The following is a 26,789-nucleotide window of genomic DNA, read 5'->3' on the forward strand; positions in this document are numbered from 1 at the left end:
ATAGGACCCTCCTATCTTCCCGCCGCCCCGGCTTTTGCAGCGGGAGCGGGTTTCAAACTCATCAGGTAAGCCACAAGATCTTTTTTATCCTGTTCGGAAAGGTAGTTGTATTTTGGCATAATCGATCCATTATAGAATTTCTGCGGATTGTTCAGATGTTCGTATTGCCATTCCGGGCTGTACCGGCTTCCTACCCAGGTTAAGTCAGGTCCTGTTCGCTGGGTCATGATTAAGGGGATTTTGTCGTAATAGTAGTCACCGGGTACCGAGACAGGTCCCAATTTCGAATCGGCTTTGACCGGTCGAACGGACTGGCTGTGACACCAATAACAGCCTTCTTTTATATACACTACACGTCCACGGGCTTCCGCCGAGTTCGGAAGGTAATTCTTAAGCTTAGCCGTCGCTGTTGGCGTATTTATCGAAGAATCGAAAAACGGCAATACACAGGTGCCAATGATTCCGATCATGAAAACGGCAATTGCTCCCCCCAATAACGCTCCAATATTCTTCTCCGACTGGTTGGCCAAATGTAGTCCCCCCTTGAACTAATGTTGTTGGAGCCCAACTATTGCAGTACAGGCATCGGTTCTTCCGCTTCCGCTTGTTTGCCGGCTGTAGCCGTTTTGTAAATGTTCCAAGCAAATGCAATCTGCCCAAGGAACATGAATGTTCCCCCAATCGCACGAGCAATCAGGTACATATGCAGAGATTCCAATACCTTCACAAAAGCGGCCCCTACCTGATTGCCGTCCATCCAGCCAAATCCTTGCAGGATCCCGGCTAACCACATGGCAAAACCAAAAATTAAGAATCCGACGACCGAAAACCAATAATGCCAGTTCATTAGGGACCGACTATAGATTTGGCGCCCGATGATACGGGGAAGTGCATAGTAATAACCGGCAAAGGCAACGAGTGAGAATCCGGCAAATAAGGGCAAGTGGGCATGTCCGACGGTCCAGTATGTAAAATGCAGGATCGCATTCGGTCCCATTAGTGCCTGAAAAGGTCCTTGAATGCATGCCAGGAAGTAAAAGAGAGTTCCAGTCATCATGAACTTGAGTTCAATGTTTTCCGAGATTTTGTGCCAAGCGCCCTTCATAGTCCCAATCACATTGGCCAGAACGGTCCAAACCGGAATAATCAGCAAAACACTTGGTATGATGCCTGCTTTCATCAGCCAAAGCGGGATCGGTCCGTTGACCAAGTGATGAGGTCCGTTCCAAATATAGAAGGCACCGATTGTCCAAAATCCGATCAGAGACAATTTATGACTGTAAATCGGTTTACCCGAAAGCTTGGGCATTAAGAAATAAATCGTTCCAACACCCGCTGGGGTAAACCACATGCCGATAATATTATGCACCCAAGTGTACGCAATGGAGGCTTGACCGATCCCTGACAGATACGCTCCAGGTATGTTCCCCACGATATAAATCATCGGGAGCCACACCATCGTTCCGAGAAAATACCAGAGAGTGACGTACAAAATCCGTTCTTTACGGTTCATAATGGTTCGAGCCAGGTTGTATACCATCAGTCCGGTAATGAGGATAATGGGAATGTCAATAACGAGAGGCATCTCCGAATATTCGACCGGTACTTGTCGGCCCAGAAACAGCATCACCATGCCGATTGCATAGACAACGTTCCATGCCCAAACCGTGAATACACCGAGTCGTTCACTGTATAAGGGTGCTTTTGTCAATACGGGGACTATGTAAAACCACATGGCGAAAAAAGCAGGGGTTAACCACCCGAAAAGGACTGTATTCGTATGAATCGGCCGCAGTCTTCCGTATGTGAAGTATTCTTGCCACCAGCGGTTGATGGCTAAAAAATCGGGATTGACCGACTTGACTGCAACCAGAAGAGCAACCACCATTCCAATCAATAACCAGACAATGGATGTGTACATAAACAGTTTCGAGGTTGTATAGGGGCGTATTGTGGCAGTGGACATTCGAAAATCTCCCTTCAGTTCCAAAGTCAACGTCCAGTGGGTTTCCATCAAAGTTTTTCCTGAATGGGAGAAATTATGTACCTCGCCACAAGCGATTGCCGGTCTGTTTTGAATAAGAAAAAGCACGGGGTTTCCGTGCTTTTTCCTTATTTACAGTGCCTACAACAAAAACGGTGTTCCCATCATCGCCCGCCGCACAGTGATTTGATTCTTCTCTTCGATTTCCGACCGCCGGGGAATCGGGGGAAACAGATCTGGCGGGTCAAGAAATTTGGTTGGCAAAGGAACCGGAGATTCGGACTGCCAACGGTTGATCCACGCCTGCGGGATTTCATCAGGAAGCGGTTGGCCCGATAATTCGGCCCACAGCATTGTCCACGCACGCGGAACCACACGCCAAATGTCATAACCGCCGCCGCCGACCGCAATCCATCTGCCATCGCAAACTTCATGAGCCAATTCGTGAACCATTTTCGGGATCTCCCGGTAGATCCGGGTGGTGGCCGAGAGATGAGTCAGAGGATCGTATTGGTGAGCATCGCAACCATTTTGTGAGATCACCACATCAGGATTAAATTTGCGAAAGACATTCGGTAAAACCGAACGGAGTGAAGCGATCCAAGAGTCGTCCTCAGTAAAAGGTTCGAGCGGGATATTCAGAGAATAACCGTAGCCGCGTCCGTTGCCCCGCTCATCTATCTCCCCCGTCCCGGGGTACAGATATTTGCCCGTCTCATGAAATGAAATGGTGAGTACCTCGGGATCATCATAGAACATCCATTGCACTCCGTCTCCATGATGAGCATCGGTATCAAGATACAGAACCCGGGCATTGAAACGTTCACGTATGTAGGCGATTGCTGCTCCGATATCGTTATAAACGCAAAAGCCGGATGCTTCGTTCCGACGGGAATGGTGCAGACCACCGGCCAGATTGAGCGCATGTTCCACAGCCCCTGACATGACCAGCTCAGCCGCCAGGACGGTTCCTCCCACAATTAAACTGGTGGCTTCATGCATATTCGGAAAAATAGGGGTGTCTTCCGTTCCAAGTCCGAAACCAATTACGGAAGAATCGGCGTCACGAGACAATGTGGATGCTTTTTTTACAGCCTCAATAAATTCCCGGTCATGAACCCGGAACAACTCTTCCGGCGTAGCCGGTCTTGGGGGAACTATATACGATTCATCCAACAATCCCAATTCTTGAATCAAATCCCAGGTCATTTGCAGACGTTTCGGATTAAACGGGTGTTCTTCACCGAATTTATAATTCAAAAAAGACTCGCTATGAATGAAAGCTGCCCGGTGCTTCATACTCTACCCCTGTTTCCATGCAGGCGGCTGGATCACTGTATAGCCCGCATTCTCCACGTCGTGAATAAACCGGCGCGGATCCATCGTTTTCAACCACAAAATCAGGGTTTTCTGCCCTTCGGTTGGACTCGGGAAGACCATCACGCTTGCTACATTTGTTTTTCTTGCTCGAAGAAAGTCTGCAACTTCGGCGAGCATTCCGGGACGGTCTGGGACTTGGATTTCAATCCGGGATGTTGGAGTGGAGACGCCCATCATTTCGACCAAGGTATGCAAGATGTCCCGTTCGGTTATGATTCCAACCAATTTTCCACGGGAGACTACCGGCAAACACCCAATCCGTTTATGGTAGAGAGTGCTTGCGGCATCTTCCACAAAATCCAGGGGATGTGCGGTTATAACGTTTGTGATCATGATGGAACTGACCGGTGTCCCTTCGACAGGAAGGCTGTCAGCTTCAACCAAACAGGAAGGCATCGCATTGCGCAGGTCGCGGTCAGAAAGAATTCCAACCAGTTCTCCGTCCTTGACGACCGGCAGATGTCTTATCCGCTTGGCGGTTGTAATCGCAATCGCTTCCGAGATCGGAGTATCAGGCGAAACGCAGATGACGTCGGAAGTCATGGCTTGTTCGACTAGCATTCTACCCCTCCTTTGCGTACTAAAACATGAATCGATTTTTAAAGCGAATATCGTGAAAACGCTCAATTGACTCTCGTGGAACTCGACTGCCGATTCGCCCCATCAGCATATTGGCCGGGTGACAGGTAATCTCGGGATCATCGGTTGTAAACACCTCCATCCCGACAGACCCCATGACCTTTTTCATCACTTCCTTATAATCCCAAACCGACAGCCCGGTTCCGTTGAGGTCCCAATGCCAGTAATACTCGGTTGAAATTACGATATAATCGTTCATTGCATCATCCATAAACGAAACTTCGAGCAGCGCTTTGGCTGCTCCGCCGTGCCGAAACTCCGGAATGACTTCGATCGCGCCTAGCTCCAATAAATTATCGAGATGCGCTTCCGACCAACGTTCCAGGGGATCCGGATAGACATATGTGACATATCCAACGACTGTTTGGTTGTGCCGTGCAATTATAATGCGCCCCTCAGGTAACCCGGCAATCTCCACCAATGCCCGGTGCTGCCGGGGGGCAGGGCGAAACGCTTTTAACCCTTCATGAAAATGAAGGGAAGCGAGCGTCTCGGGTGAAACCGGACCTTCTATATGAAGTTCTCCGTTTGGAGCAGACAGGGTTTTCGAATAATACGTTTTTTTATGTTCAAAGGCTGGCATTCCTACCACCTCCACTTGTTATTGTTATTATACAGCATGGTTTTCAAACTTGAGCAGTTGGAATATGAAAAAAAGGTGAATTGTAGTGGAAAATTCAGTGTGCTAAAATAGACACAGAAATTTCAATAAACTAAATTTTGATAGTTTGGGTGAGGAGGCTGGGATTCAATGGCAGAACAAGTTCGTGAACAAGAATTGATTCCGGTAATGACATCTGGGAACAACTTGAAGGATTACGAGGAAGCCTATGCCAATTTTAAATGGGAAGATGTTGAAAAAGAGTTTACCTGGTCAAAAACAGGAAAAGTAAATATCGCCTATGAGGCGGTGGACCGTCACGTGGACGAAGGGCGCGGGGATAAACTGGCTCTTCTGTTTAGTGATCCGACGCGTGATGAATCTTATACATTCTCCCAAATGAAAACCCTTTCAAACAAGTTTGGAAACGTATTGCGTTCACTTGGTATTCAAAAGGGAGATCGTGTTTTCGTATTTATGCCTCGCACCCCGGAACTCTATGCCTCTTACGTTGGTGCCGTAAAAATCGGGGCAATCGTCGGACCGCTTTTTGAAGCTTTCATGGAAGCGGCTGTCAAAGATCGTTTGCAGGATTCCGAAGCGGTTGCAATCATCACCACACCCAAACTGAAAGATCGGGTGCCCGTTGCTGAACTTCCTGCCCTGAAGCATGTGATTCTGGTTGGGGCGGAAGGCGAATTGGGAGAACGCGAATTAAGCTTTGAGCAATTAATGGCGGAAGCTTCCGACCAATTGGATATCGAATGGGTTGACCGGGAAGACGGTCTGCAGCTGCACTATACATCCGGTTCCACAGGCAAGCCGAAAGGTGTCCTGCACGTTCACAATGCGATGATTCAACACCTGCAGACAGGGAAATGGATTCTTGACCTGCAGGAAAACGATATTTACTGGTGCACAGCTGACCCCGGTTGGGTTACAGGGACTGTGTACGGCATGTGGTCACCCTGGTTGAACGGTGTGACATCCGTAATTCGCGGCGGACGATTTTCTCCGGAAGATTGGTATCAAACGATTGAGAAATACAAAGTTACGGTGTGGTACTCCGCACCCACGGCGTTCCGAATGCTGATGGGAGCCGGGGATGATCTGGTGAAGAAATTTGATCTTTCTTCTCTCCGCCATGTATTGTCCGTAGGAGAACCCCTGAACGCGGAAGTAGTTCGCTGGGGATTGAAAGTGTATGGAAAACGGATCCATGACAACTGGTGGATGACGGAGACCGGCGGGCAGTTAATCAGCAACTATCCGTCCATGCCGATTAAGCCGGGGTCTATGGGAAAACCGTTCCCGGGCATCTATGCGGCGATTGTGGATGATCAAGGCAATGAACTGCCGCCAAATCGGATGGGGAATCTTGCCATTCGTGCTCCCTGGCCGTCCATGATGCGTCAGATTTGGAAGAATCCGGCGAAATACGAAGAATATTTCCGTATGGAACCTTGGTACATTTCAGGGGATTCCGCCTATAAGGACGAGGATGGATACTTCTGGTTCCAAGGCCGTGTGGACGATGTGATTAACACATCCGGTGAGCGGGTGGGACCATTTGAAGTTGAAAGCAAATTGGTGGAACATCCGGCGGTAGCGGAAGCCGGGGTTATTGGCAAGCCGGATCCGCTTCGCGGCGAGATTATCAAAGCATTTATCTCACTGCGTGAAGGGTACAAACCGTCTGATGAGTTAATCAAAGAGATTCAGGAATTTGTGAAAAAAGGGCTGGCTGCTCATGCGGCACCCCGTGAAATTGAGTTCCGAGACAAGCTGCCGAAAACCCGCTCCGGAAAGATCATGCGGCGCGTTCTGAAAGCATGGGAATTGGGGCTGCCGACCGGCGACCTGTCGACGATGGAAGATTAAAAATTGCAAAAAGGGAAGACCATGAGGGTGGTCTTCCTTTTGGCATTTGAAAGGAGAATAAACATGTGGCCTAAGACGCGAGTAACGGATCGCTTGGAAATTGATTTTCCCATTGTGCAGGCTGGAATGGCAGGGGGAGCCACTACCCCGGAGTTGGTGGCAGCTGTATCGAACGCCGGAGGACTTGGAACGTTAGGGGCCGGATATATGTCACCCGAGCAGATTCGTACGGCTGTAGGAGAAATACGTAAGCTGACCGACCGGCGATTTGCCGTCAATCTCTTCGTTCCGGAACCTATTCCTGAAGTTGATAACGAAATCGAGAATATGAATGGAATTCTGCAGCCTTTTCGCAGCGAATTGGGAATCGACTCTACAGCTACTGTTACAAAATATGCGGAGTCATTTCAGGAGCAATTGGCAGTTGTAATCGAAGAACGGGTGCCTGTGTTCAGTTTTGCTTTCGGTATTCCGACCGTTGAACAGCTGAAAGCGTTAAAAGAAAACAAGATCACTGTCATCGGTACGGCCACAACTGTAAGAGAAGCGGTGGAGCTGGAGGAAAAAGGGATCGATCTCATCGTGGGGCAGGGAAGCGAGGCGGGGGGCCATCGCGGAACGTTCCTTGGTTCTTTTGACCAGGCACTGGTTGGAACTATGGCGTTAATCCCCCAGATTGTAGATCACGTACATATACCTGTCCTTGCTGCGGGTGGAATTATGGATGGACGGGGAATCGCAGCCGCCTTGGCTCTGGGAGCTGAAGGTGTGCAGATGGGTACCGCATTTTTGACTTGTTCCGAAAGCGGAGCACATCAGAAATACAAAGAAGCGCTTCGCGAAAGTACGGATGAAAGTACGGTCGTCACCCGAGCGTTTTCAGGCAAACCGGCAAGGGGCATTAAAAACCGGTTTATCTCGGAAATGGAACCCCACCGGGACAAAGTGCCGGCTTACCCAATACAAAACGCCTTGACTCGAGATATCCGGCAGGCAGCTGCCAAACAAAACCGTCCGGAGTATATGTCTCTCTGGGCAGGTCAAGCTTCCCGTTTGTGCGATACAAAGTCGGCAAGTGAACTCGTAGCAGATGCGGCAGATCATACTGCTCGGGTGCTGCGGCAATTCAGTCAGTGAAAGAGGGAAAGGCGCTCCTAAATCTGTAAGATTAAATGGAACAGAACTACATTACAACCAATAAAAATAAAACTATTATATAGAAAAATGGATAGAGAAGCAGACTCTTGCTGACGACTCTATCCATACTTCTTAGGGAGATAATATTTGGTAGTATTTAATCTTTATCTCCTGTTTTACATCAAGATGCTAGGAAGAAGCGACTTAAAGAATGAAAAACCAAGCTTCTTCATGAAAGAGTGGGGCTGTCCAAATCAGATTGAATTACTTTTGGAACAGACTTACTTAATTTTTGTAAAAAAAGTTGCAATTAAACCAGTTACTAAGGATGCAATGAAAAATGGGAGTGCATAAAAGTTTCCCCTAAACAATTGGTCCTTTATTTGCCAATACAAAACTATCCAAAACGGCTCTGATGGATAATCATAGGGTATAAATTGAGTACTCAAGAAAGTTAAAAGAACAAAAGTTAGAGTAAATACAAACAAGAATTTTTTCATAGATTTCATTTTGGTTGAACCTCAATAGCAGGGGTTATTATTGTAACTGCTTTGTTTTCATCGGTGGTGCCTTCAAAGATATAAACTGGAATCACATCTTTTTGGAACTCAGGTGCTGGAGCAGTCCAGTATGCAATGGAACTCTTATTTATTACCGCATGTTTTGCTGAACTTTCAGTATATACTGCGCCATTCCCTTTCCTTGCTCGATCAAATGCTTCTTGGGGAGAAATTGTCTTTTCCAGATTACTTTCTTCATAATCCCGAGTTAAGAAGAAAGCTTTTGTAATCTCACCGTTTGAACCAAAATCAATTTCGATACGGTCTCCGCCGTATATTTCCATGTTTTTTAATTTTTTACTAAAGAAAACGTTAATCCCTACTGTGACTTCGTTCTCTTTGCCCTTTGATATAGGATTGTATCTCTTTTCTTCTGCTACCTTAGATACTGCATAGTCATTGTAACCCAAAGACTTTACAAAGGAATTGGCTAGAGACTTAGCCTGTTCTAAGGAGGGTAAATTCGATGGATCTTCAGGTTTGACTTTCTTTAAGTAGACAAAGCTGCCAGAGTTTTTAAAAAATTCAATACTACTATCCTCACTAACAAGTGAAATAGATCTCTCATTCTCTGATGTTTTGTAATCCTTTAAATTAAATCTTGTTGCAAGGGTTTTTGCTTTTTCGGTCGGATTGATTACTGGTTTTGTCTTAAATACAGGAACTTCGGTGGTGTCCGATGACAAACCAGTTGGCTCTATATGTTCTATATGTGTTTCATTTCCCATCGCTGGAAAGAAGGGATATTCATAACTATTTTTACTTCTGGTCAAATATACCCCTCCGACAATCATTGATATCATTAAAATTCCAATTGAAACCTTTTTCAAGGTAATCACCCCTTTAATTTATTGAGCTGAAGCAACTAGATAGCTATAAAGGTAAAATTCATTGGCGTTTTCATCCAAGAATCCAGGGGGATCATTAGAGTCGCCGCTAGACATTTTATCGTAAATAGTACTTTTGTGAGCGGTTACAACGGCATAGACATCAACGTTTGGTGCTGCTTTGGGTTGATATACTTTAGCTGCATTCACCCAAGCATCTTTTACATATTCACCATTCTTAAGACGTGTAGCATAATCCTGCATCTGACCGGGATACATCCACATTGTACTTCCATACCCTAGTTGCATATGTGTACCGTCCATCATAGCTAGAATTGACCATCTCTCATTCCAGTCGAGAGCCCGGAGAAAATTACATGTATGAAAGTTAACGTAATCGACATCTCCCCCGGCAGTAGATCCCCAAGGACCCAATTGCAAATCCGATCTCCAAATATTATTGGCGGAATCATCTTCAGCCCACGGATGATTAGCTCCAAAATGCAATCTATAGTTGTCTTTTAATCCATGGCCAAGGTAGAAAACGAAGTCCCCATACCCCACATTATTTAAGAAATCACTTCGGGTAACACTATTGTCCATAGTTTTCCTTTTTGTCCATGTTGAGGGGAATGTATTGATTATTTCATTGCTAAGATCATTTACGCGGCTGAGATCTGAATAGTTACAGTTCCAAGGGTAATCAGAAACCCCCCAAACAAACACTTCTTTTGTAGAGTCATCAGAGCCTGAAGCCCATGACGTTCCGGGAGATGTTAGAAGTGTCAGAGCAAACAGAGAAATTAAAGCCTTTTGGAATTTCATACACCAACCTCCTGTTAATAATGATTCGACAACACCATGATGTGCCCAAAAGTTTGTTACGGACCGTATGATATATGGATACGACATTTGGTTAATTATTCCTTCCAAAAAATATAAAATTTTTAAGGTTTTGGATAAAGCGCTCGCACAGCGAAATAAAAAAGACTTCACCCCAAATCCAAAAGGGTGAAGTCTTCAAAAGATTTCTTTTTATAAATCGGGCAACTCTGCGTCGGTCGGAACTTTAAAATCATGGAAGGCGGGATTCTCATCCTGATACCGGGATACTACCTGCTGTCCCGGTTCCCATTCAGACGATTTTCCAATCGGCTGATCCAGATAGATTGTAGAGCCGTAAGCGCCCTCCGGGAATTCTTCCGGCAGGAGATCTTTCTGCCAGGCTTGAACGATTTCAAGTTCCTGGTTTCCCTGCATCCGTTTATTCTGATCGGCCGGTTCCCTGCTGAGTTTATAGTACCCCATTTCAATTCCCCTTTTCTTTAAGTTCTTTTATGTGTTTCCCATTTTGTCAACAACCATTCATTCCTGAAGCGATATTTTAACCTGAAGCCCCCCACGTTTGACGGGGGCTTTTTTTTCCCATACTGATTGATTGAGATAGATAAAAGGGGGGGGCAGCATGCAGGAGATTCGAGAAATGAAGCATCTGGAGTCTGATTTGGACGCCAATGTGGAGTATTTGAACGAACTGTTGGGCGTTAATGAAAGTTTCGATATCCTCCATAACCGTTTGCGTTATGCGGGAAAAGAGTTTGCTTTTTATTGCATAGACGGGTTTGTGAAAGACGACATCATGAACCGGATCATGGAGCATTTGGCTGAACTGAACCAGGGGGCGTTGTCCGCCAGGGAAATCCAACGCTTATTGCAAACCCACATCACCTATGTCGAAATAAGCACGGAGTCCGATCTCGACCAGATCGTCGTTAATTTATTGGCTGGACCGCTTGTTTTATTGATTGACGGAGAAACGGAAGCGATCCTGATTGATGCCCGCACGTATCCCGCCAGGAGTCCGGAAGAACCGGATTTGGAACGAGTGGTGCGTGGTGCGAGAGACGGCTTTACTGAGACAATTATATTTAATACCGCTTTGACCCGCCGACGGATCCGGGACCCTAGGTTGCGGTTTGAGGTTATGCGCGTCGGAGCCCGTTCAAAAACTGATATCTCCATTGGTTATATCAAGGATGTTGCCAATCCGGATTTGGTGGACACTCTTCGGAACGAACTGAAGAAAGTGGACATTGACGGACTCCCGATGGCGGAAAAAACAATTGAAGAATTGGTCTTCAAACAAATTTGGAATCCCTACCCGATGATCCGCTATACGGAACGTCCTGATGTGGCAGCCGTTCATCTGTTGGAGGGGCACGTTTTGATTTATGTGGATACATCCCCGTCGGTGATGATCACACCCACGACATTCTTTCATCATGTGCAGCATGCGGAAGAGTACCGCCAAAAACCGATCGTAGGAGCTTATCTTCGCATCATTCGCTTGGTGGCCATCCTGGCTTCTTTATTGGTTCCTCCTCTTTGGTTGGCGCTTATCCTAAATCCTTCGATCGTTCCCGATGCTCTCAAATTCGTGATCCCGGAAAATGCGGGAAAGATTCATTTGTTCTGGCAGTTGTTGATTGCCGAACTCGGGATCGACATCCTGCGGATGGCTGCCATCCATACGCCCTCTTCGTTGGCAACCGCTATGGGGTTGGTAGCAGCGGTCATATTGGGGGAAGTTGCAGTGGATGTCGGATTTTTCATCAAAGAAGTGGTGCTGTATATTGCCATCGCTGCGGTAGGAAATTACGCGACGCCGAGCTACGAGTTTGCCCTTGCCAACCGGATTAGCCGACTGGGTCTTATTGTCATTACGGCTGTCTTTGGAATGTTGGGCATGGCCCTTTGGGGATTTGCTCTGGGTATGGCTCTCTGGATTCTGCTGTTAACTCGGACAAAGTCTCTTGGGACACCCTACTTATGGCCATTGCTGCCGTTTAACGGAAAGGCCTTTCTGCACGTAACGATGCGAACGCCATTGAAGTGGAACGAGAAACGGCCCGGCATTCTGCGGACGATCGATAAAACAAGGCGATGATTGCATAAGAATATCTGATTTTCCACATATTGTAGTTGATCTGGAGGTGCGCAATGTCTAAAAACGAACAGGTCTTATCCAAATATGAACAATACATCAATCCGGGATTGGCCCGGCTGCTTCGATTCATGGGACTGTCTGCTGTTGAACGGGAAGCGGAAGGCTCTGTCGTAACCGACTGGGAAGGCAAGCGGATGATTGATTGTGTAGGCGGTTATGGGACATTTGCTTTTGGTCACAAGCATCCGCGCATCGTACAAGCTGTAGAGGAGCAGCTCAGAAAGATGCCGCTTTCCAGTAAAATTATGCTTTGCGAACCGATGGCCGATTTTGCGGAGCGCTTGTGCCGCATTACGCCCGGCGACCTTACCTACACATTCGTCTGCAATTCGGGTACCGAAGCGGTGGAGGGAGCGATCAAGCTCGCCCGGATTGCAACAGGCAGGACCAAAATCATCTCAATGTTCAATTCCTTTCACGGTAAAACATTGGGGTCTTTGTCCGCTTCAGGGAAAGACGTTTATCGAGAACCGTTTGAGCCGCTTCTCTCCGGTTTTGTCCATGTCCCCTTTGGCAATCTGGAGCGCTTGGAAGCAGCCATTGACTCCGATACGGCAGCGGTAATTCTGGAACCGATTCAGGGAGAAGCAGGTATTATTGTTCCCCCTTACGGTTACCTGAGGGAAGTGAGAGAACTGTGTAATCGCAAAGGGGTGCTGTTGATCGCGGATGAAGTCCAGACAGGCATGGGACGCACCGGCCAGATTTTTGCATGTGAAGAGGAGGGTGTGGTACCCGACATCATGTGCCTCGCCAAGGCGCTAGGCGGAGGTGTCATGCCAATTGGGGCATTTATTGCCAGACCTCATCTGTATGAGGCCTACAAGGATGCCCCGCTGCTCCATACATCGACATTCGGCGGAAATCCGCTGGCTTGTGCGGCAGCGAATGCTGCAATTGATGTGCTGCTTGAAGAAAGGCTGTATCAGGAGGCGGCCGTCAAAGGATCCTATCTGATGACCGGTTTGCGCAGGTTGGCCGATCAATATCCCGGGACCGTAACGGAAATTCGCGGCAGGGGACTGATGATTGGGGTTGAGTTTGCCAATGAGGCAATTGGCGGTCTGGCTATGGCCGAACTGATCGAACAGGGGGTTCTGACCGCATTTGCACTGAACAACCTGAGGGTTACCCGGATTGAGCCTCCGCTCACAATATCCAAACAAGAGATGGATCGGGTCATCGCCGCATTTCATAAAGCTCTGGAAGGAGGCTTTTCCTATGCCGTTAGTTGAAGTTCATCAGACGATTCGGGGCCAGGCAGATGAAGTTTTTCAATTGATCAAGGATATGGAGTCCTATCCCCGGTTCATGCCGTCCTTAAACGAAGTCCGGGTTTTGGAACGGGGCGAGAATTGGACCATTACTGCATGGGACAGCACATTAAACGGCATGTCTTTCAGATGGCGGGAGAGGGATGAGTTCGATGACGTGGAGACCCGGATCAAGTATTCCCAGATTGAAGGCGATCTCGAAAAGTTCGAAGGAGAATGGATTGTAAAGCAGGACGGTGACCATACACGGGTGACTTTAACTGTTGATTTTGATTTCGGAGTTCCTATGTTGTCCTCTATATTGAATCCGGTTGCCAAAGTGAAACTCCGACAGAATGGGGAGTCCATGTTAAAAGCCATTAAAGAAAGGTTTGAAGGAAGATCCACAACCAATAGCCAGTTTGGGAGTTGACCTTATGGACACGTTTGGATTTCTTGTACACCCGGAAGATGTTACGGATGTAGCAAAAAAATTTCCATCCCTGCAAAATTGGCCGCCTGCCTTATTGGAGCGGATTATGCGATTTGCCCCGCCACTCCAGGTGGATCATTTACGCGCGATTCGGTCGGAGCATAACGAAGTGGAAGGGTGGTTCGTAGCCACTACGCTAACTGCCAAACAAATGCTTGAACTTCCGCTGCCTACCGTATTGAACAAGATTATTCGGGCAGGAAAGCGGGCGGAACGTGCGGGTGCCAAAATACTGGGTCTGGGAGCGTTCACATCGGTGGTTGGGGATGCGGGAATTACAATTGCCAAGCATCTGCGTATACCGGTTACCACGGGGAACAGCTATACGGTGGCCACCGCGATCCAAGCGATTCGTCAGGCGGCTGTATTAATGGACATTGAGCCGAAAGAGTCACACTTGACAGTGATCGGCGCAACCGGAGCGATCGGTTCGATCTGCGCAAGATTGTTGGCCCCTCACGTGGGAAGTTTAACAATTGCTGCCAGGGACGAATCCAAGCTGGAGCATCTTGCGGGAATCATTATGAGCGAGTCGGGCAAGATGGTTGATATTTCAACGGATGTCCGTCATGCGGTGCGGAAATCGGAATTGGTGGTAACTGTATCGGGAAGTGCGGACACGATTTTGTATCCGGAAGATTTGAAGGCAGGAGCGGTGGTTTGTGATGTTGCCCGTCCGCGCGATGTGGCGAAGGCAGTAGCGGAGAAACGGCCCGATGTGCTGGTGATAGAAGGCGGCCTTGTGGAAATTCCGGGTGAATATCAATCAGGGTTTCGATTTGGTCTGCCAAAAGGTGTTGTCTATGCATGCATGGCAGAAACAATGCTGCTCGCACTCGAGAAGCGGTATGAATGTTTTACTCTGGGACGCAACATAAGGGTCGAACAAGTGCGGCAAATCGACGAAATGGCTCGAAAACACGGGTTTAAACTGGCAGGCTTCCGTTCGTTTGACAAGCAATTGACACCGGACATGATTCGTACCATTCGTAAAGTATCAACATCTTTTTTACCGAAGAAGGAGGAAGTCAGACCGATAACCAACTTATAACAATCTTTGAAGAAAATAATTGACATGAAATAATAATTAAGATATATTGTTGAGGCGGGATTCGGGGAAAATTTTCAAGGAACTTTTCGATGAGGAACCTACTATGGGTGTGAGCTCATTTTCATTAGTAAGTCATGGCTTAAGTCATGGCCGGTTAAGTAAGCACAGTGCAACAGGTAGGACGGCGCTATTGGCCGTCACGCTCGATGGCGTAGGTGGGGCTGTCGGGTTCAATAAAAAGCATCCGTCTGCTGAGGGTAGACGGATGCTTTTTGATCTTGTGGGACAAACATTGATTGACATTCTGCTCTTTAGTTGGTATGATTTCAGCAATAATCTGATTTAATCGGAAAAATTGCATAAAGCTCTTATCCAGAGAGGTGGAGGGACTGGCCCTGCGAAACCTCGGCAACCGGTATCACATCATTTGTGATACAAGGTGCTAACTCCAGCAAAACGCTTCGGAACGGGCGTTTTGGCAGATAAGAGAGGAATCGTGAGCGAATCTAAATTTGCAATCCATCCTCTTCTTGGTGCCGAGAAGAGGTTTTTTATTTCCTGAGCGTTAGAACAAAGGAAAGGCGGTAAGGCGATGAATCGGCAGGCAGAATTTAAAGCGCGTTTGCGTTCGGATGTTTTGGTGGGTGACGGGGCGATCGCAACGCTTTTTTACCAACAAGGGTATACGGCGGGTTCCTCAACGGAACTGTTGTGTCTGTCCAATCCGGAATGGGTTCGACAGGTTCATCAGGCATACTTGGAGGCGGGGGCCCGAGTGATCGAGACCAACTCTTATGCCGCGAACCGGGAGGCCTTATCACGGTATGGGCTGGAGAGCAAAACGTCCGAAATCAATCGGGCTGCGGTTAAGATTGCGCGGGAAGCTTTGGAGCAATCGGAAAAAGACGCTTTTGTAATCGGCAGCATTGGTTCTATAACGGCCGGGCGGGTACTCAGTAAACCCTTGGATCAGTATCGGGACGTGTTTGAGGAGCAGGCAGCAGCTCTGTTGGACGAAGGTGTGGATGGCATCATGCTGGAAACCTTCTATGATGTGGAAGAACTGCTGCTGGCTTTAGATGTGATCCGTCCCTTAACACAAGTTTCCGGCACGCCGATTCTCACTCAATTAGCGCTGTTGGAAGTCGGACGCACGCGAGACGGGTACGACCTTTCCAACGCATTCTTACAATTACAAAAAGCCGGCGCGGACGTAGTGGGTTTAAACTGCAGGTTAGGTCCTATTGAGATTCTGCGTTCCCTGGAAAAAACTGTAGTGCCGGACGGTCTGTCTCTGTCAGCATATCCGAACGCGGGGCGACCGGCTTTAGTGGATGGCGAATATGCGTTTAAGTCGAATGCGCAATATTTTGGTGAAACCGCAGTAAAGCTTTTGCAGCAAGGCGTAGGGCTAATCGGCGGGTGCTGCGGCACAACGCCCGAACATATTCGAGCGATTGCAAAAGCTGTCGCGGGCCGTCAGCGGGTCAACCGGCAAAATCCAACTCCCGAAGTTCATGTAACTGTTTTGGAAAAGGAACCAAACTTAACCCCGCCAAACGAGCCGACGGTTGTGGATTTGGTAAAGCAGCGTCATACTGTGATTGTCGAATATGACACGCCTCGCGATCTTGATATCGAAAAGTTTATCCAAGGCAGTATTGCTCTGCGAAAGGCGGGAGCCGACGCAATCACGATGGCAGATAACTCGCTGGCTACCGCGAGAATGAGCAACATGGCACTTGGAGCGATCATCAAGCGTGAACTGGGTATCGAACCACTCGTGCATGTGGCGTGTCGGGACCGGAACTTGATCGGTCAGCAGTCCCATCTAATGGGCTTGCATGCACTCGGGATGAATCAAATTCTCGTTATTACGGGGGATCCGGCGCGAGTAGGAGACTTGCCGGGAGCGAGTTCGGTTTTTGATGTCTCTTCCTTTGAGCTGATTCGAATGGTGAAGCAATTAAATGAGGGGATCGCCTTTTCGGGACGACGGATGAAAAATAAGGCTCAGTTTGTAGTAGGGGCGGCATTTAATCCACACGTTCGTCATCTGGATAAAGCTGTGGAACGTCTCGAGCGGAAAGTTGAGGCAGGAGCCGATTTCATCATGACCCAACCGGTATATGACGTGGAGACCTTGGTAGCGATTCACGATGCGACCCGCCACATCCCGGTTCCAATATTTATCGGTATCATGCCGCTGACAGGGCCGCGGAATGCAGAATTCTTGCATAATGAAGTCCCGGGCATCAAAATTGCACAATCTACGTTGGATCGCATTAAACGGTTTGATGGGGCTCGGGCAAGAGCGGAAGGCGTACAGATTTCAAAAGAATTAGTGGCCGAAGCGGTTAAGTATTTCAAGGGAATCTATCTGATTACACCATTCCACTTTTATGAAATGACAGTAGAACTGACTCAGTATGTGCATCAGTTGACACAGGTATCACGAAATGTTGTGGGTGAATAAAAAAACACAAGACAGACGGTTCGTTATTTGACGGCCGTCTTTCACTGCTGTGTCCATCGCGATTGGAATCGTGGCGGAAGAATTGTTTCCGTAGTATTGGATGGTACTGATCACCTTTTCTTGTTCGAAATCAAGGTTCTTTGCCACCGCCGGGAACTTATAAACGTTCCAAATGCTCGCCGTCAGTATGAAGAGACGAAAATAGAATTCCTTTGGATTCTGAGCTTTGACTTCGTGATACGACCCATGCCCCCGTGCCGTCGCCAAACAGAATGCAAGTGGATCGATCCCTATAATCTGTGAACGCTAGAGTAAATAATAACCTCCTATCCGTCGGATGGGAGGTTATTCATTCGTATGAGCTTGTCCCGGGGTGCCCGATGGTTTCATCCAGCAGATTCTTTGAGAAAAAAACTAGATTTATCAAATTTGAAGAGAAAAATCAAAAAAATGATGCAAACTGCCGGAAAAATTCTTCCAATGGCCCGATTTCGAGCGTTGAGAGTTTCCCCGGAAGTTCACTATATTAATAGCAAGATTTAGCACTCACCTCCATAGAGTGCTAACAACATGCAAAAGAAGCTTGTTCATATTTGAGATTTTTCTTTCCTCATGCGTTACATGGTGAAAAAAGATTTCTTCTATGATCATAGCTTCTTTTTTCATTGCAAGGGCAAAACCAATTCATTGATTGGAGGAGGACGATATTCAATGAAAGCACTGTTATTGGCGGGTGGTTTGGGCACCCGGCTCCGTCCGTTAACCGAGAATTTGCCCAAGCCGATGGCTCTGGTCGGCAACCGGCCCTGGCTGGAGCACCTGATTGTCAATTTTAAAAACCAGGGCATCCAGGACTTTGTTCTCGCGGTGAAACATTATTCGAACGAAATCAGAAATCATTTTGGAGATGGAAGATCCTGGGGAGTGAACATTGAATATGCGGTGGAAGAAACGCTGTTAGGCACTGCAGGCGCGATCAAAAACGCGGAAAATCTGCTTAGTGACCGTTTTTTGGTGGTCAATGCGGATATCATTCATGAAGTCTCGATCATGCCTCTGTTGGACTATCACATTCAGCATAAGGGGATTGTCACCATTGGGTTAACGGAGGTCGAGGACCCATCGCAATACGGTGTTGTAGAACAAAACGGATCGGGAAAGATCCTGCGTTTTGTTGAAAAGCCGAAAAGAGATGAGGCACCCTCAAGACGGGTCAATGCAGGGATCTACGTGATGGAGAAACAGGTGCTGGAGTGGATTCCCAAGAATACCGAGGTGTCCATTGAACGTGAGACGTTTCCCCTGCTCATCGAAAAGAACATCGGCGTGTATGGGACAACCATTCAGGGGTACTGGATGGACATGGGAACCAAAGACCGATACCGGAAACTGCATTGGGATCTCTTGGATCGAAAGTTTTCACTGCCGCTGCAAGAGAAGGAACAAGACTATGGAATCCGGATCGGAGAAGGGACGAAGATCGGATCGGGTGTCTTGTTTGTACCGCCGGTGTTGATCGGAAACGAGGTACATATTGGCGACCGCAGCGTGATCGGTCCCTATGCGGTGATTGGGGACCGCTGTGAGATTGGTCACCATGTTCGCTGTTCGGAAACGATTATGTGGAACGACTGTAAAGTACAAGATGCCGCCCAATTGAAAAATTGCATTTTCGGGTATGGATTGGAATTGGGCTCAAGACATATTCTCCACGAAGCGGTAATGAATCGAACGGCAGGAGGGATGAAAGGATGATTCGGGCAGCTTATGTGAGTACGTATCTCCCGAAAAAATGCGGTTTGGCCACTTATACACACCATCTTAGACAGGCGGTGAAAAGCGCAAAACTTTGGAGGGGCTTGGATCCGGTGGTAGTTGTTACGGACCCAAAGGAGGCCGGGGATTCAAATGATCCGGCCCTGTGGCCTCTCATGCGCGACCAGCAAGAGGCCTATTCCCAAATGACCAGAAAATTGAATGACAGCGATGTTTCGATCGTTTCGCTGCAGCATGAGTTCGGAATCTTCGGGGGAGACGCAGGTTCCTATATTCTGGATTTTGTCCGGGAGCTGAACAAGCCGTTGATTACAACCTTCCATACGGTTTTCGAAAATCCTCGTGAACCTTACCGTTCCATCCAAGAAGAAATCGCTGCAAGAAGCGACCGCATCATTGTCATGAATCGAAAGGCGATTGCCTATTTAAGAAATTCTTTTTCGGTTCCGGAAGACAAAATCGCGTTTATCCCCCACGGAACCCCTGTCCCTAACCCGGAATTGAGAGAGCGTTATCGAGATCAACTGGAGTGGACAAACAGAAAAGTGATCATGACTTTCGGTTTGCTGAGCAGAGGAAAAGGCATCGAATTGATTCTCGAGATCCTGCCGGAGGTTGTCAAAGACTTCCCCGAAGTGCTCTATGCAATCGTGGGGCAAACCCATCCGGAAGTGAAAAAGAGCGAGGGAGAAGCATACAGAGAACATCTGCAGCAGTTGATTCGACAAAAAAACCTGGAGAAAAACGTTGTGATGATCGACCGCTACATCGAGGAAGAGGATCTGATCAAGCAGATCACGGCGTGTGACCTTTATATTACTCCCTATCCGGGAATGGAACAGATCACAAGCGGTACACTGGCTTATGCGGTCGGACTGGGACGTCCCGTGTTGAGCACTCCATACAGCTATGCACAGGATTTGCTCGGGGAATACGGCCAATTATTAATTCCATTTGATGATTGGCAGAATTGGAGTCGGCAAATCAAAATGCTTCTATCCGATCGTTCAGTTCTGAAACAGTGGGAAAGAAGAATGGAACGGATTGGAAAATTAATGCATTGGCCGCTAGTTGGGAAAAAACATGCCCTGCTTTTTGCCCGAACCGTACAACTGACACATGAGAAAAACCGTACCGGAGGAAAACAGGTTGTATCCATTTCCGGTTAGTTTTCGTCATCTGGAGAGAATGACGGACGGCACCGGACTGCTGGAACATTGTCTGGGCAGAATTCCGCGGCGAAAAGAGGGCTATACCACTGACGACAATGCAAGGGCATTATGGGTATGCGTGGAATGGTTTGAACTTGTTTCGGCGGCAGAGCAAGGAGAATTGTTCAAAGAGGGATTGGTGAAGGAAAAGCTCCTGGATTTGATCGATCGCTATCTCGCATTCCTGCTTTGGGTTCAGCGGGATGACGGATCTTTTCATAATAATATCGGCTATAACCGTACCCCGGAACCGGAGGAGCCTTCCGATGATTGTCTTGGACGGACCCTCTGGGCCTGTGCGGTCGCATCCGTCAAACTGTCGGATGCAGAGCGAAGGATTGCAGCAGAGGAAATGTTCGTGAAAGGCATCGAACAGTCAAAAACAATGAAGTTTCCGAGAGGGTGGGCGTATGCATTGGCGGCGTGCAGCCTGTTGCTGCAGAACGCTGAGGATTCCGGGCGTCCAACCGGCCGATTTTACCGTTTTATTAGGAACTTTTTGCCGGATTACGTTACTTTGTTTGAATCGAAGCTGGTTTCTCTCTATCAAAAAAACGCCGGCAGCGATTGGTCGTGGTTTGAACCGGTGATGACGTATGGCAACGGTGTATTGCCCTGGTCATTGTTTCATGCAAATAAAGTCACGGAACGGCAGGACACCTTGGAAATCGCAAAGGAATCTCTCCACTTTCTGATTGAAAAGATGACTGACGATCAGGGGGTGATCCGTCCGATCGGGAACAGAGGATGGTGTACGCAAAAGAATAGAAGCGATTGGGATCAACAGCCGTTGGAAGTAATGAAATTGGCATTGGCATCGGCTGAGGGTTACCTTGCTCTGGGTGAACCTTCGTATCTGCAGGTGCTGGAAAAATGCCGGGGGTGGTTTCATGGGGAAAACGACTTGCATATTTCCTTAGCGAATCCGGAAGAAGGAAGCTGCTGTGACGGGTTGACACCTGAAGGGCCCAATCTGAATCAGGGCGCGGAATCGACTCTATCGTATTTGCTGACAGAAGCAATCTACAGAAATATCGAGTTGGAGGCTGATTCACATGTCTGTATTGGTGAGCAATGAAATCAACGTTCCTTCCCATGTATTTCGTGAATATGATATCAGAGGCAAAGCGGGAGAAGAAATCGACCCAAAATTTGCGTATCTTCTGGGGCGAGCGGTTGGCGACAAGATCAAGTCGGCCGGTTTTCATAAAGCGGTGGTCGGCAGAGATAATCGAAAGTCGTCCCCGGATCTGCACCGGGCGTTAATCGCCGGATTGCATCACTCCATCCTGTCAGGTGGTCGATGTGGGTGAGGTGCTCAAAAGCTCTGGTTGAGGAAATTGAAAGATTGGGGGAAACCGTTTTTCCATAGAACAGGGCACTCCCATTTCAAAGCGACAATGAAAAAAATCAATACCCCGTTTACCGGTGAAATGTCCGGACATTTATTTTTCAAAGATGAATATTTTGGTTATGATGACGCGCTTTATGCGGCGGGCAGATTGCTGCGTCTCTTATCGAATGAAGACCGGAGCTTGTCAGACCTGTTCTCGGATATTCCCCGTTATCCTTCGACCCCGGAAACAAGAGTTCCTTGTGAAGAGGGGAAGAAGAAGAAAATCCTGCAGAAACTGAAGCAGCATTTTTAACACAGCTATGAAGTAATCGATGTGGACGGTGCCAGAGTCCTTTTTCCAAACGGTTGGGGACTGATGCGGGCGTCGAATACACAGCCGATCCTGGTACTGCGGGCAGAAGCCGAATCGGAAAGAGGGCTCAAGTACATTAAAAAAGAAATCGAGAAAGCTTTGAAAGCAGCCAGTCCGGAATTGACCGTCACTTGGTAGATCGGAATACGTGAACTGTGTGACTGGGGGAGAGTACCGTGAATGCGTATCCATTACTCTTTTCGCCTTCCTATCACGAAAGAATCTGGGGCGGCAAGCGGCTGGAAAGTTTCTTTGGGTACCCGATTCCCGGTGAGCGCACCGGTGAGGCTTGGGTGATATCGGATCACCCGAACGGAAAAAGCCCGGTTGCAAACGGTGTCTATCAGGGCAAAACAATTCAAGACCTTTTGGATCTGCATCCGGAGTGGTTTGCCGCGAGAAATTTGGGGCGTTTCCCGCTTCTGGTGAAACTGTTGGATGCAGATGACGATTTGTCTGTCCAGGTGCATCCGGATGATGAATTCGCGGCGGTCCATGAGAACGGCGAACTGGGCAAGGCCGAATGTTGGTATGTGGTTCATGCGGAACCCAACGCCGAAATTATTTATGGGCATACGGCCTTGACGCGCGATGAATTACGCGAAATGGTGGCAGAAGGCAGATGGGAAGATCTGCTGGTACGGGTTCCGGTGCGAGCGGGGGATTTTTTCTACATTCCGCATGGGACGATTCATGCCCTTGGAAAAGGGATTGTGGTTCTGGAGACACAACAGAGCTCGGACGTGACCTACCGGGCGTATGATTATGATCGGGTCGATGCAGCAGGCCGGAAGCGGGAACTGCATCTTGACAAGGTCCTTCAGGTTACGACCGTACCGTTCAGAAAAAAGGATGTTGCGGCTGCGGTTGTCGATCACGGCTCATTACAGGTAACACGCTTTATCCAAGAGTCCTATTTTACGGTGGAGAAATGGAACCTGCAGGGAATATTCGAAGCTCAATCGAAAGAAAGTTTCACACTTTTGTCCGTGATTTCGGGATCCGGCTCCCTGACGTGGGCCGGGGGTGAGCAGCCGCTCCAGAAAGGAGATCATCTTTTGATCCCGAGAACACTGGGGCAGTATACGATATGTGGAGAGTGGGAGGCAATCGCTTCCTGTCTTCCACAATAAAACGACCACTTTTGCAAGTGGTCGTTTTTCTCTGACTAAACAGGAAATTCGCTGGGGGTGAAGCAGGCCACCCCGACTTTCGAATCGGCCATTCCATAATATAAAAACCAGGTGTTGCGAAAATGTACGAGTCCTTCTGCAAACACCACAAAATCAACCTGTCCCTCGATTTCGTCCTGTGTGTCGGGAACAAATAAAGAATGTTTCACAAAAAACCATCCTTTTTTCTGATAGAATCCTTAGATAAAATTATATCCGAAGTCAGATGATTGTTTGCAGGTTGCCCAAGGCGCGATATTCCCGATTTAACGCAATGTCTGCAAAAAATCATCAATTCTCTCGAGCGCTTTCTGAATTTGTTCAACAGAAGTCGCGTAGGAACAGCGGACGAACCCTTCGCCGCCATCACCAAACACGTTCCCGGGCACAACCGCAACCCGGCTGTGATTCAGCAGTCCTTCGGCAAATTCTTCAGAAGTCAGGCCGGTCGAACGGATGTCGGGAAACGCATAGAATGCCCCTTTTGGTTCATGGCAGGCCAGTCCCATTTCACGGAACCCTTTCACAATCAAACGGCGGCGCTGATTGTAGCGCTCGACCATTTTCTCCTTCTCGGCACGTCCGTTTCGCAGGGCTTCGAGAGCAGCCATTTGACCCATAATCGGAGCGCAAAGAATCGTATATTGATGAATTTTCAGCATTACGTTCAAAATTTCCTGAGGAGCGACCGCATACCCGATGCGCCAGCCTGTCATCGCAAACGCTTTCGACATGCCGCTGATCAGCACCGTGCGTTCTTTCATGCCCGGCAGAGAAGCAATGCTGCAATGAGTGCCTTCATAGGTCAGCTCTGCATAGATTTCGTCGGACAGGACAAACAGATCATGTTCGATCACAACTTCTGCAATCGCCTTCAGATCTGTTTCCGACATAATCGCTCCGGTCGGATTGCTCGGATAGCAAAGAATCAGGACCTTGGAGCGCGGGGTGATTTTGGCACGAAGACTGTCGGCCGTTAGACGGAATTCATCCTCCGCATAGGTAGGAACCCCAACCGGTGTACCACCTGCTAGTATCGTACAGGGATTATAGGAAACATAGGCAGGTTCAGGGATGAGTACTTCATCTCCCGGCACCAGCAGAGTACGCAAAGCGATGTCGATTGCTTCGCTGCCCCCTACTGTAACTACCACTTCTTCCGGATGATAATTCAGGTTAAATCCGTGCAAATAATCGGCAATTGCGGAGCGGAGTTCCGGCAGACCTTTATTTGAAGTGTAGGTGGTAAAGCCTCGTTCAAGTGAATAGAAGCAGGCTTCCCTGACGTGCCATGGGGTTACGAAATCAGGTTCCCCCACGCCCAGCGAGATGACATCCTCCATTTGATTGGCCAAGTCAAAAAAACGGCGAATGCCGGACGGCGGGATACTTTTGACTACAGGGGAGAGCCGGTCGTATAAAGGATTCACGGAGAAATCACCAACCGCTGATCATCCTCGTGATCGTCAAAGATTACGCCATCCGTTTTATAGGTTTTTAACAGAAAATGAGTCGTTGTTGAGTTTACATGCTCGATTGTGGAAAGTTTCTCCGCGACAAAACGGGCCACTTCCTTCAGATGGGTCCCCTCGATAATCACCTGCAGGTCATACCCGCCAGACATAAGAGAGACCGACTTCACTTCGGAAAATCGATAGATTCGTTCTGCAATCGCATCAAAACCGACTTCCCGCTGAGGGGTTACTTTTACGTCTATAACGGCAGTCACTCGCTGCGCCTCGACTTTATCCCAGTTAATAACCGCCGAGTAACGCAGAATCACTTTGTCTCGCTCCAATTCGTCAATCAGTGCGGTTACTTCGGCCACTTCGATTCCCAGCATGTTTGCAATGTTCTCGTGAGACAAACGGGAATTTTCGTGCAATAGATTCAAGATTTGCATTTTTAGGCTTGCATCCATGGTTGTCCTCTCCGTTTTTGAAAATAGTCTGCCATAAGTATGTCAGATTTTGCGGTGGAGGAAAAGAGCCAAAAGAAAAGAAATTTCCGGCCGGTTCCAGTGATTTACGTGAAAAAAGTCGATAAATATCCGAACAGTCCGCCTGCGATCACAAGCCAAACGGAATTGATTTTGGTCCGAAACGTCAGAATCAGACTGACAATAGCCAGTGCAGCCGTTCCCCAGTCCGTGATGGCAGATTGACCTAACTGCCAGCTGACTACTGCCATAAGAGCCAGAGAGGCAGCATTCACTCCGTCCAAAAATCCTCCCATCCAGGGTGACCGCCGAAGTTTTGGAATCCACGGGGAAGTCAGAGCCACGAACACGAACGCAGGCAAAAAGATGGCGATCGTCGCTAACACCGCTCCCGGCGTTCCATGCAGCAGATACCCGACAAATGTGGCCGTGGTAAAAAGAGGACCGGGCGTAAACTGACCGATCGCCACTGCATCCAGCAGCTGCTGAGAGGTTAACGCTTGGTACCGCTCGACGAAGTCAGACTGCAGAAACGCCAGCAGCACATATCCGCTTCCATAGAGGATCGATCCGATTTTCAGAAAAACAAGGAACAGTTTTGAGAGAGAGATCGCCCCTATTGCTGCCGGCTGTGACGGGTTGGCTGTCAACAAAGCGGAAGCGGGACTGAAAGGAAGGAAAGCCAGTCCGGAGACCCCTGTGCCTACCCGCTTGCGATTGGTAACAACCATTACGAGAATTCCCGCAAGAAGCAACAGCAGGAGTTCATTCCACCCCAGCAGTAAGAGACCGATGGTCCCAATGGCAGCGATTCTTGTCTCCATATTTTTCAGGGCGGATTTGCTTAATGACCACAATGCATTCAGAACAACAGCCATTATAACCGGTTTGATTCCGTCCAAAATCCGTGCAACCTCCGGAAGCTTTCCGAAGGCCACATAGGCCATGGCGAAAAGCAGGACGATCAACATCGCAGGGAGGATAAAGCACACTCCCGCTACAATCAGTCCGGGCCACCCGGCGCGTTGGTATCCCAAGTGAATGGCCAATTCGGTCGAGTTGGGGCCGGGTATTAAATTTGCCGCACCCAGCAGATCAAGAAATTTTTCCCGTTCGATCCACTTCCGGCGTTTTACAATCTCTTCCTGCATCAGGGCGATATGAGCTGCGGGACCGCCAAAACCGATGGTTCCCAGTTTGAGAAATACAGCTGCCACCTCGGCAAGCCGTTTTTTTTGTTCGTTTGACATAAAATGACCTCCGACCTTGATGTTCATTCAAAAGCATATCACGATTTGCGGTATAATTAGTGAAGAACTTGTAAACATGGTGTATCAACCGGTAGAGGGAAGGTATGAGGAGCGGACCGCGATTGGTCCATTCTTTCGAGTCAAAAGAGGATGCGGATTTGGAACGGTTGTTTGCTCTGAATCCGGAGGTGAAGACCTTGTATCAATGGTCGTCCTTTGTGGTGGTTGTGGATAACGAGGCCAAACTTGGAATTTTTGATCCGTGTTTTTATCGGAACGGCGAATCGTTTTTGTTTGAGTACTATTGAGAAGGAGTAGGCTGCTTGGCGGAATATAAAACCTGAGTCTGTTGGGCTCAGGTTTTTTTGTTGGCAAAGTCTGAAATCCTTAGCAAATGCACGTATCCAAGAAAAAGCGCATACCAAATAAGCCGTACACAAGAC

The 26,789-nt window shown here is 48.2% G+C and carries 29 protein-coding genes, 1 pseudogene and 1 riboswitch; of the genes and pseudogenes, 16 read left to right on the top strand and 14 right to left on the bottom strand.

The window, feature by feature from the left end; all coding sequences use genetic code 11:
• Nucleotides 1-11 precede the first annotated feature (11 nt).
• The 5 genes from ACFO8Q_RS21120 to ACFO8Q_RS21140 all read right to left on the bottom strand — a co-directional run bounded on the left by ACFO8Q_RS21120 (nt 12) and on the right by ACFO8Q_RS21140 (nt 4,586).
• Nucleotides 12-530, bottom strand: coding sequence for a cbb3-type cytochrome c oxidase subunit II (locus ACFO8Q_RS21120; protein WP_380028809.1), 519 nt, complete (start codon nt 528-530; stop codon nt 12-14).
• A 38-nt stretch (nt 531-568) separates the two neighbouring features.
• Nucleotides 569-1,966: a cbb3-type cytochrome c oxidase subunit I gene (locus ACFO8Q_RS21125; RefSeq protein ID WP_380028812.1), complete on the bottom strand. Its 1,398-nt coding sequence runs from the start codon at nt 1,964-1,966 to the stop codon at nt 569-571.
• Nucleotides 1,967-2,125: 159 nt separating this feature from the next.
• A complete protein-coding gene (locus ACFO8Q_RS21130) occupies nt 2,126-3,283 on the bottom strand; it encodes an acetoin utilization protein AcuC (RefSeq protein WP_380028815.1) in 1,158 nt (385 codons plus the stop codon).
• Between the two features lie 3 nt (nt 3,284-3,286).
• Entirely contained in the window at nt 3,287-3,925 is a 639-nt protein-coding gene (locus ACFO8Q_RS21135) for a CBS and ACT domain-containing protein (RefSeq protein WP_380028818.1), read from the bottom strand.
• A 19-nt stretch (nt 3,926-3,944) separates the two neighbouring features.
• Entirely contained in the window at nt 3,945-4,586 is a 642-nt protein-coding gene (locus tag ACFO8Q_RS21140) for a GNAT family N-acetyltransferase (RefSeq protein ID WP_380028820.1), read from the bottom strand.
• Nucleotides 4,587-4,754: 168 nt separating this feature from the next.
• Here ACFO8Q_RS21140 and acsA point away from each other — a divergent pair, with 168 nt between their 5' ends.
• The 3 genes from acsA to ACFO8Q_RS21155 all read left to right on the top strand — a co-directional run bounded on the left by acsA (nt 4,755) and on the right by ACFO8Q_RS21155 (nt 7,976).
• A complete protein-coding gene (gene acsA, locus ACFO8Q_RS21145) occupies nt 4,755-6,485 on the top strand; it encodes an acetate--CoA ligase (protein WP_380028822.1) in 1,731 nt (576 codons plus the stop codon).
• Nucleotides 6,486-6,548: 63 nt separating this feature from the next.
• Entirely contained in the window at nt 6,549-7,622 is a 1,074-nt protein-coding gene (locus ACFO8Q_RS21150; RefSeq protein ID WP_380028824.1) for an NAD(P)H-dependent flavin oxidoreductase, read from the top strand.
• A 147-nt stretch (nt 7,623-7,769) separates the two neighbouring features.
• The gene (locus tag ACFO8Q_RS21155) at nt 7,770-7,976 is read left to right on the top strand and encodes a hypothetical protein (RefSeq protein ID WP_380028827.1); all 207 of its coding nucleotides are present in this window, start codon (nt 7,770-7,772) and stop codon (nt 7,974-7,976) included.
• A 151-nt stretch (nt 7,977-8,127) separates the two neighbouring features.
• Here the strand turns inward: ACFO8Q_RS21155 and ACFO8Q_RS21160 are convergent, their stop codons facing one another.
• The 3 genes from ACFO8Q_RS21160 to ACFO8Q_RS21170 all read right to left on the bottom strand — a co-directional run bounded on the left by ACFO8Q_RS21160 (nt 8,128) and on the right by ACFO8Q_RS21170 (nt 10,317).
• Nucleotides 8,128-9,012: a hypothetical protein gene (locus tag ACFO8Q_RS21160; RefSeq protein WP_380028829.1), complete on the bottom strand. Its 885-nt coding sequence runs from the start codon at nt 9,010-9,012 to the stop codon at nt 8,128-8,130.
• Between the two features lie 18 nt (nt 9,013-9,030).
• Entirely contained in the window at nt 9,031-9,834 is an 804-nt protein-coding gene (locus tag ACFO8Q_RS21165) for a DUF6345 domain-containing protein (protein ID WP_380028831.1), read from the bottom strand.
• A gap of 210 nt (nt 9,835-10,044) precedes the next feature.
• Entirely contained in the window at nt 10,045-10,317 is a 273-nt protein-coding gene (locus tag ACFO8Q_RS21170; RefSeq protein WP_380028833.1) for a hypothetical protein, read from the bottom strand.
• Nucleotides 10,318-10,474: 157 nt separating this feature from the next.
• Here ACFO8Q_RS21170 and ACFO8Q_RS21175 point away from each other — a divergent pair, with 157 nt between their 5' ends.
• The 6 genes from ACFO8Q_RS21175 (at nt 10,475) to ACFO8Q_RS21200 (ending at nt 17,289) form a co-directional block, all read left to right on the top strand.
• The gene (locus ACFO8Q_RS21175) at nt 10,475-11,956 is read left to right on the top strand and encodes a spore germination protein (RefSeq protein ID WP_380028837.1); all 1,482 of its coding nucleotides are present in this window, start codon (nt 10,475-10,477) and stop codon (nt 11,954-11,956) included.
• 53 nt (nt 11,957-12,009) lie between these two features.
• A complete protein-coding gene (locus ACFO8Q_RS21180; RefSeq protein WP_380028839.1) occupies nt 12,010-13,251 on the top strand; it encodes an aspartate aminotransferase family protein in 1,242 nt (413 codons plus the stop codon).
• Entirely contained in the window at nt 13,238-13,702 is a 465-nt protein-coding gene (locus ACFO8Q_RS21185) for a type II toxin-antitoxin system RatA family toxin (RefSeq protein ID WP_380028841.1), read from the top strand. The genes ACFO8Q_RS21180 and ACFO8Q_RS21185 overlap by 14 nt, the downstream gene beginning before the upstream one ends.
• Before the next feature lie 4 nt (nt 13,703-13,706).
• Nucleotides 13,707-14,813, top strand: coding sequence for a shikimate dehydrogenase (locus ACFO8Q_RS21190; RefSeq protein ID WP_380028844.1), 1,107 nt, complete (start codon nt 13,707-13,709; stop codon nt 14,811-14,813).
• Nucleotides 14,814-15,003: 190 nt separating this feature from the next.
• A complete protein-coding gene (locus tag ACFO8Q_RS21195; RefSeq protein WP_380028846.1) occupies nt 15,004-15,159 on the top strand; it encodes a hypothetical protein in 156 nt (51 codons plus the stop codon).
• Nucleotides 15,160-15,178: 19 nt separating this feature from the next.
• A riboswitch (SAM riboswitch) is annotated at nt 15,179-15,302 on the top strand.
• A 103-nt stretch (nt 15,303-15,405) separates the two neighbouring features.
• Nucleotides 15,406-17,289 (top strand): bifunctional homocysteine S-methyltransferase/methylenetetrahydrofolate reductase, encoded by a 1,884-nt coding sequence (locus ACFO8Q_RS21200; protein WP_380028848.1) that lies wholly within the window; start codon nt 15,406-15,408, stop codon nt 17,287-17,289.
• On the opposite strand, the gene ACFO8Q_RS21205 is transcribed toward ACFO8Q_RS21200, so the two are convergent.
• Nucleotides 17,266-17,436 carry a 3-oxoacyl-[acyl-carrier-protein] synthase III C-terminal domain-containing protein gene (locus ACFO8Q_RS21205; protein WP_380028851.1) on the bottom strand — a complete coding sequence of 57 codons (171 nt, stop codon included), beginning with the start codon at nt 17,434-17,436 and terminating at the stop codon, nt 17,266-17,268. The two genes, ACFO8Q_RS21200 and ACFO8Q_RS21205, sit on opposite strands and share 24 nt — an antisense overlap.
• A 10-nt stretch (nt 17,437-17,446) precedes the next feature.
• Nucleotides 17,447-17,638 carry a hypothetical protein gene (locus ACFO8Q_RS21210; protein ID WP_380028891.1) on the bottom strand — a complete coding sequence of 64 codons (192 nt, stop codon included), beginning with the start codon at nt 17,636-17,638 and terminating at the stop codon, nt 17,447-17,449.
• 362 nt (nt 17,639-18,000) lie between these two features.
• Here ACFO8Q_RS21210 and ACFO8Q_RS21215 point away from each other — a divergent pair, with 362 nt between their 5' ends.
• From ACFO8Q_RS21215 to manA, 6 genes and pseudogenes are all read left to right on the top strand, one after another.
• Nucleotides 18,001-19,044, top strand: a complete 1,044-nt coding sequence (locus tag ACFO8Q_RS21215) for a sugar phosphate nucleotidyltransferase (RefSeq protein WP_380028853.1) — start codon at nt 18,001-18,003, stop codon at nt 19,042-19,044.
• Entirely contained in the window at nt 19,041-20,234 is a 1,194-nt protein-coding gene (locus tag ACFO8Q_RS21220) for a glycosyltransferase family 4 protein (protein ID WP_380028855.1), read from the top strand. The genes ACFO8Q_RS21215 and ACFO8Q_RS21220 overlap by 4 nt, the downstream gene beginning before the upstream one ends.
• Complete coding sequence (locus ACFO8Q_RS21225; RefSeq protein ID WP_380028857.1) at nt 20,215-21,354, top strand: glycosyl transferase; 1,140 nt, start codon at nt 20,215-20,217, stop codon at nt 21,352-21,354. The genes ACFO8Q_RS21220 and ACFO8Q_RS21225 overlap by 20 nt, the downstream gene beginning before the upstream one ends.
• The gene (locus ACFO8Q_RS21230) at nt 21,332-21,589 is read left to right on the top strand and encodes a hypothetical protein (RefSeq protein ID WP_380028859.1); all 258 of its coding nucleotides are present in this window, start codon (nt 21,332-21,334) and stop codon (nt 21,587-21,589) included. The genes ACFO8Q_RS21225 and ACFO8Q_RS21230 overlap by 23 nt, the downstream gene beginning before the upstream one ends.
• A pseudogene (locus ACFO8Q_RS23965) lies at nt 21,586-22,123 on the top strand (DUF2218 domain-containing protein); the annotation flags it as partial. The gene ACFO8Q_RS21230 and the pseudogene ACFO8Q_RS23965, both read left to right, overlap by 4 nt.
• A gap of 38 nt (nt 22,124-22,161) precedes the next feature.
• Nucleotides 22,162-23,118, top strand: coding sequence for a mannose-6-phosphate isomerase, class I (manA, locus tag ACFO8Q_RS21245; protein ID WP_380028866.1), 957 nt, complete (start codon nt 22,162-22,164; stop codon nt 23,116-23,118).
• A 35-nt stretch (nt 23,119-23,153) separates the two neighbouring features.
• On the opposite strand, the gene ACFO8Q_RS21250 is transcribed toward manA, so the two are convergent.
• From ACFO8Q_RS21250 to chrA, 4 genes are all read right to left on the bottom strand, one after another.
• Nucleotides 23,154-23,327: a glycoside hydrolase family 130 protein gene (locus ACFO8Q_RS21250; RefSeq protein ID WP_380028868.1), complete on the bottom strand. Its 174-nt coding sequence runs from the start codon at nt 23,325-23,327 to the stop codon at nt 23,154-23,156.
• A gap of 96 nt (nt 23,328-23,423) precedes the next feature.
• Nucleotides 23,424-24,587, bottom strand: a complete 1,164-nt coding sequence (locus ACFO8Q_RS21255) for an aminotransferase class I/II-fold pyridoxal phosphate-dependent enzyme (RefSeq protein ID WP_380028870.1) — start codon at nt 24,585-24,587, stop codon at nt 23,424-23,426.
• The gene (locus ACFO8Q_RS21260; RefSeq protein WP_380028873.1) at nt 24,584-25,078 is read right to left on the bottom strand and encodes an Lrp/AsnC family transcriptional regulator; all 495 of its coding nucleotides are present in this window, start codon (nt 25,076-25,078) and stop codon (nt 24,584-24,586) included. Before ACFO8Q_RS21260 ends, ACFO8Q_RS21255 begins: the two co-directional genes overlap by 4 nt.
• 104 nt (nt 25,079-25,182) lie before the next feature.
• Complete coding sequence (chrA, locus tag ACFO8Q_RS21265; RefSeq protein ID WP_380028876.1) at nt 25,183-26,346, bottom strand: chromate efflux transporter; 1,164 nt, start codon at nt 26,344-26,346, stop codon at nt 25,183-25,185.
• Between the two features lie 104 nt (nt 26,347-26,450).
• Here chrA and ACFO8Q_RS21270 point away from each other — a divergent pair, with 104 nt between their 5' ends.
• Nucleotides 26,451-26,654 (top strand): hypothetical protein, encoded by a 204-nt coding sequence (locus ACFO8Q_RS21270; RefSeq protein ID WP_380028878.1) that lies wholly within the window; start codon nt 26,451-26,453, stop codon nt 26,652-26,654.
• Nucleotides 26,655-26,789 lie beyond the last annotated feature (135 nt).

The sequence above is a fragment of the Effusibacillus consociatus genome (assembly GCF_042652925.1).
Classification (GTDB): domain Bacteria; phylum Bacillota; class Bacilli; order Tumebacillales; family Effusibacillaceae; genus Effusibacillus; species Effusibacillus consociatus.

Excerpts from the sequence above, each read along its gene's own strand:
- ACFO8Q_RS21125 (WP_380028812.1), bottom strand. The coding sequence starts at position 1,966 with ATGTCCACTGCCACAATACGCCCCTATACAACCTCGAAACTGTTTATG.
- ACFO8Q_RS21130 (WP_380028815.1), bottom strand. The coding sequence starts at position 3,283 with ATGAAGCACCGGGCAGCTTTCATTCATAGCGAGTCTTTTTTGAATTAT.
- ACFO8Q_RS21135 (WP_380028818.1), bottom strand. The coding sequence starts at position 3,925 with ATGCTAGTCGAACAAGCCATGACTTCCGACGTCATCTGCGTTTCGCCT.
- ACFO8Q_RS21140 (WP_380028820.1), bottom strand. The coding sequence starts at position 4,586 with ATGCCAGCCTTTGAACATAAAAAAACGTATTATTCGAAAACCCTGTCT.
- acsA (WP_380028822.1), top strand. The coding sequence starts at position 4,755 with ATGGCAGAACAAGTTCGTGAACAAGAATTGATTCCGGTAATGACATCT.
- ACFO8Q_RS21150 (WP_380028824.1), top strand. The coding sequence starts at position 6,549 with ATGTGGCCTAAGACGCGAGTAACGGATCGCTTGGAAATTGATTTTCCC.
- ACFO8Q_RS21165 (WP_380028831.1), bottom strand. The coding sequence starts at position 9,834 with ATGAAATTCCAAAAGGCTTTAATTTCTCTGTTTGCTCTGACACTTCTA.
- ACFO8Q_RS21170 (WP_380028833.1), bottom strand. The coding sequence starts at position 10,317 with ATGGGGTACTATAAACTCAGCAGGGAACCGGCCGATCAGAATAAACGG.
- ACFO8Q_RS21175 (WP_380028837.1), top strand. The coding sequence starts at position 10,475 with ATGCAGGAGATTCGAGAAATGAAGCATCTGGAGTCTGATTTGGACGCC.
- ACFO8Q_RS21180 (WP_380028839.1), top strand. The coding sequence starts at position 12,010 with ATGTCTAAAAACGAACAGGTCTTATCCAAATATGAACAATACATCAAT.
- ACFO8Q_RS21185 (WP_380028841.1), top strand. The coding sequence starts at position 13,238 with ATGCCGTTAGTTGAAGTTCATCAGACGATTCGGGGCCAGGCAGATGAA.
- ACFO8Q_RS21190 (WP_380028844.1), top strand. The coding sequence starts at position 13,707 with ATGGACACGTTTGGATTTCTTGTACACCCGGAAGATGTTACGGATGTA.
- ACFO8Q_RS21200 (WP_380028848.1), top strand. The coding sequence starts at position 15,406 with ATGAATCGGCAGGCAGAATTTAAAGCGCGTTTGCGTTCGGATGTTTTG.
- ACFO8Q_RS21215 (WP_380028853.1), top strand. The coding sequence starts at position 18,001 with ATGAAAGCACTGTTATTGGCGGGTGGTTTGGGCACCCGGCTCCGTCCG.
- ACFO8Q_RS21220 (WP_380028855.1), top strand. The coding sequence starts at position 19,041 with ATGATTCGGGCAGCTTATGTGAGTACGTATCTCCCGAAAAAATGCGGT.
- ACFO8Q_RS21230 (WP_380028859.1), top strand. The coding sequence starts at position 21,332 with ATGTCTGTATTGGTGAGCAATGAAATCAACGTTCCTTCCCATGTATTT.
- ACFO8Q_RS21260 (WP_380028873.1), bottom strand. The coding sequence starts at position 25,078 with ATGGATGCAAGCCTAAAAATGCAAATCTTGAATCTATTGCACGAAAAT.
- chrA (WP_380028876.1), bottom strand. The coding sequence starts at position 26,346 with ATGTCAAACGAACAAAAAAAACGGCTTGCCGAGGTGGCAGCTGTATTT.
- ACFO8Q_RS21270 (WP_380028878.1), top strand. The coding sequence starts at position 26,451 with ATGAGGAGCGGACCGCGATTGGTCCATTCTTTCGAGTCAAAAGAGGAT.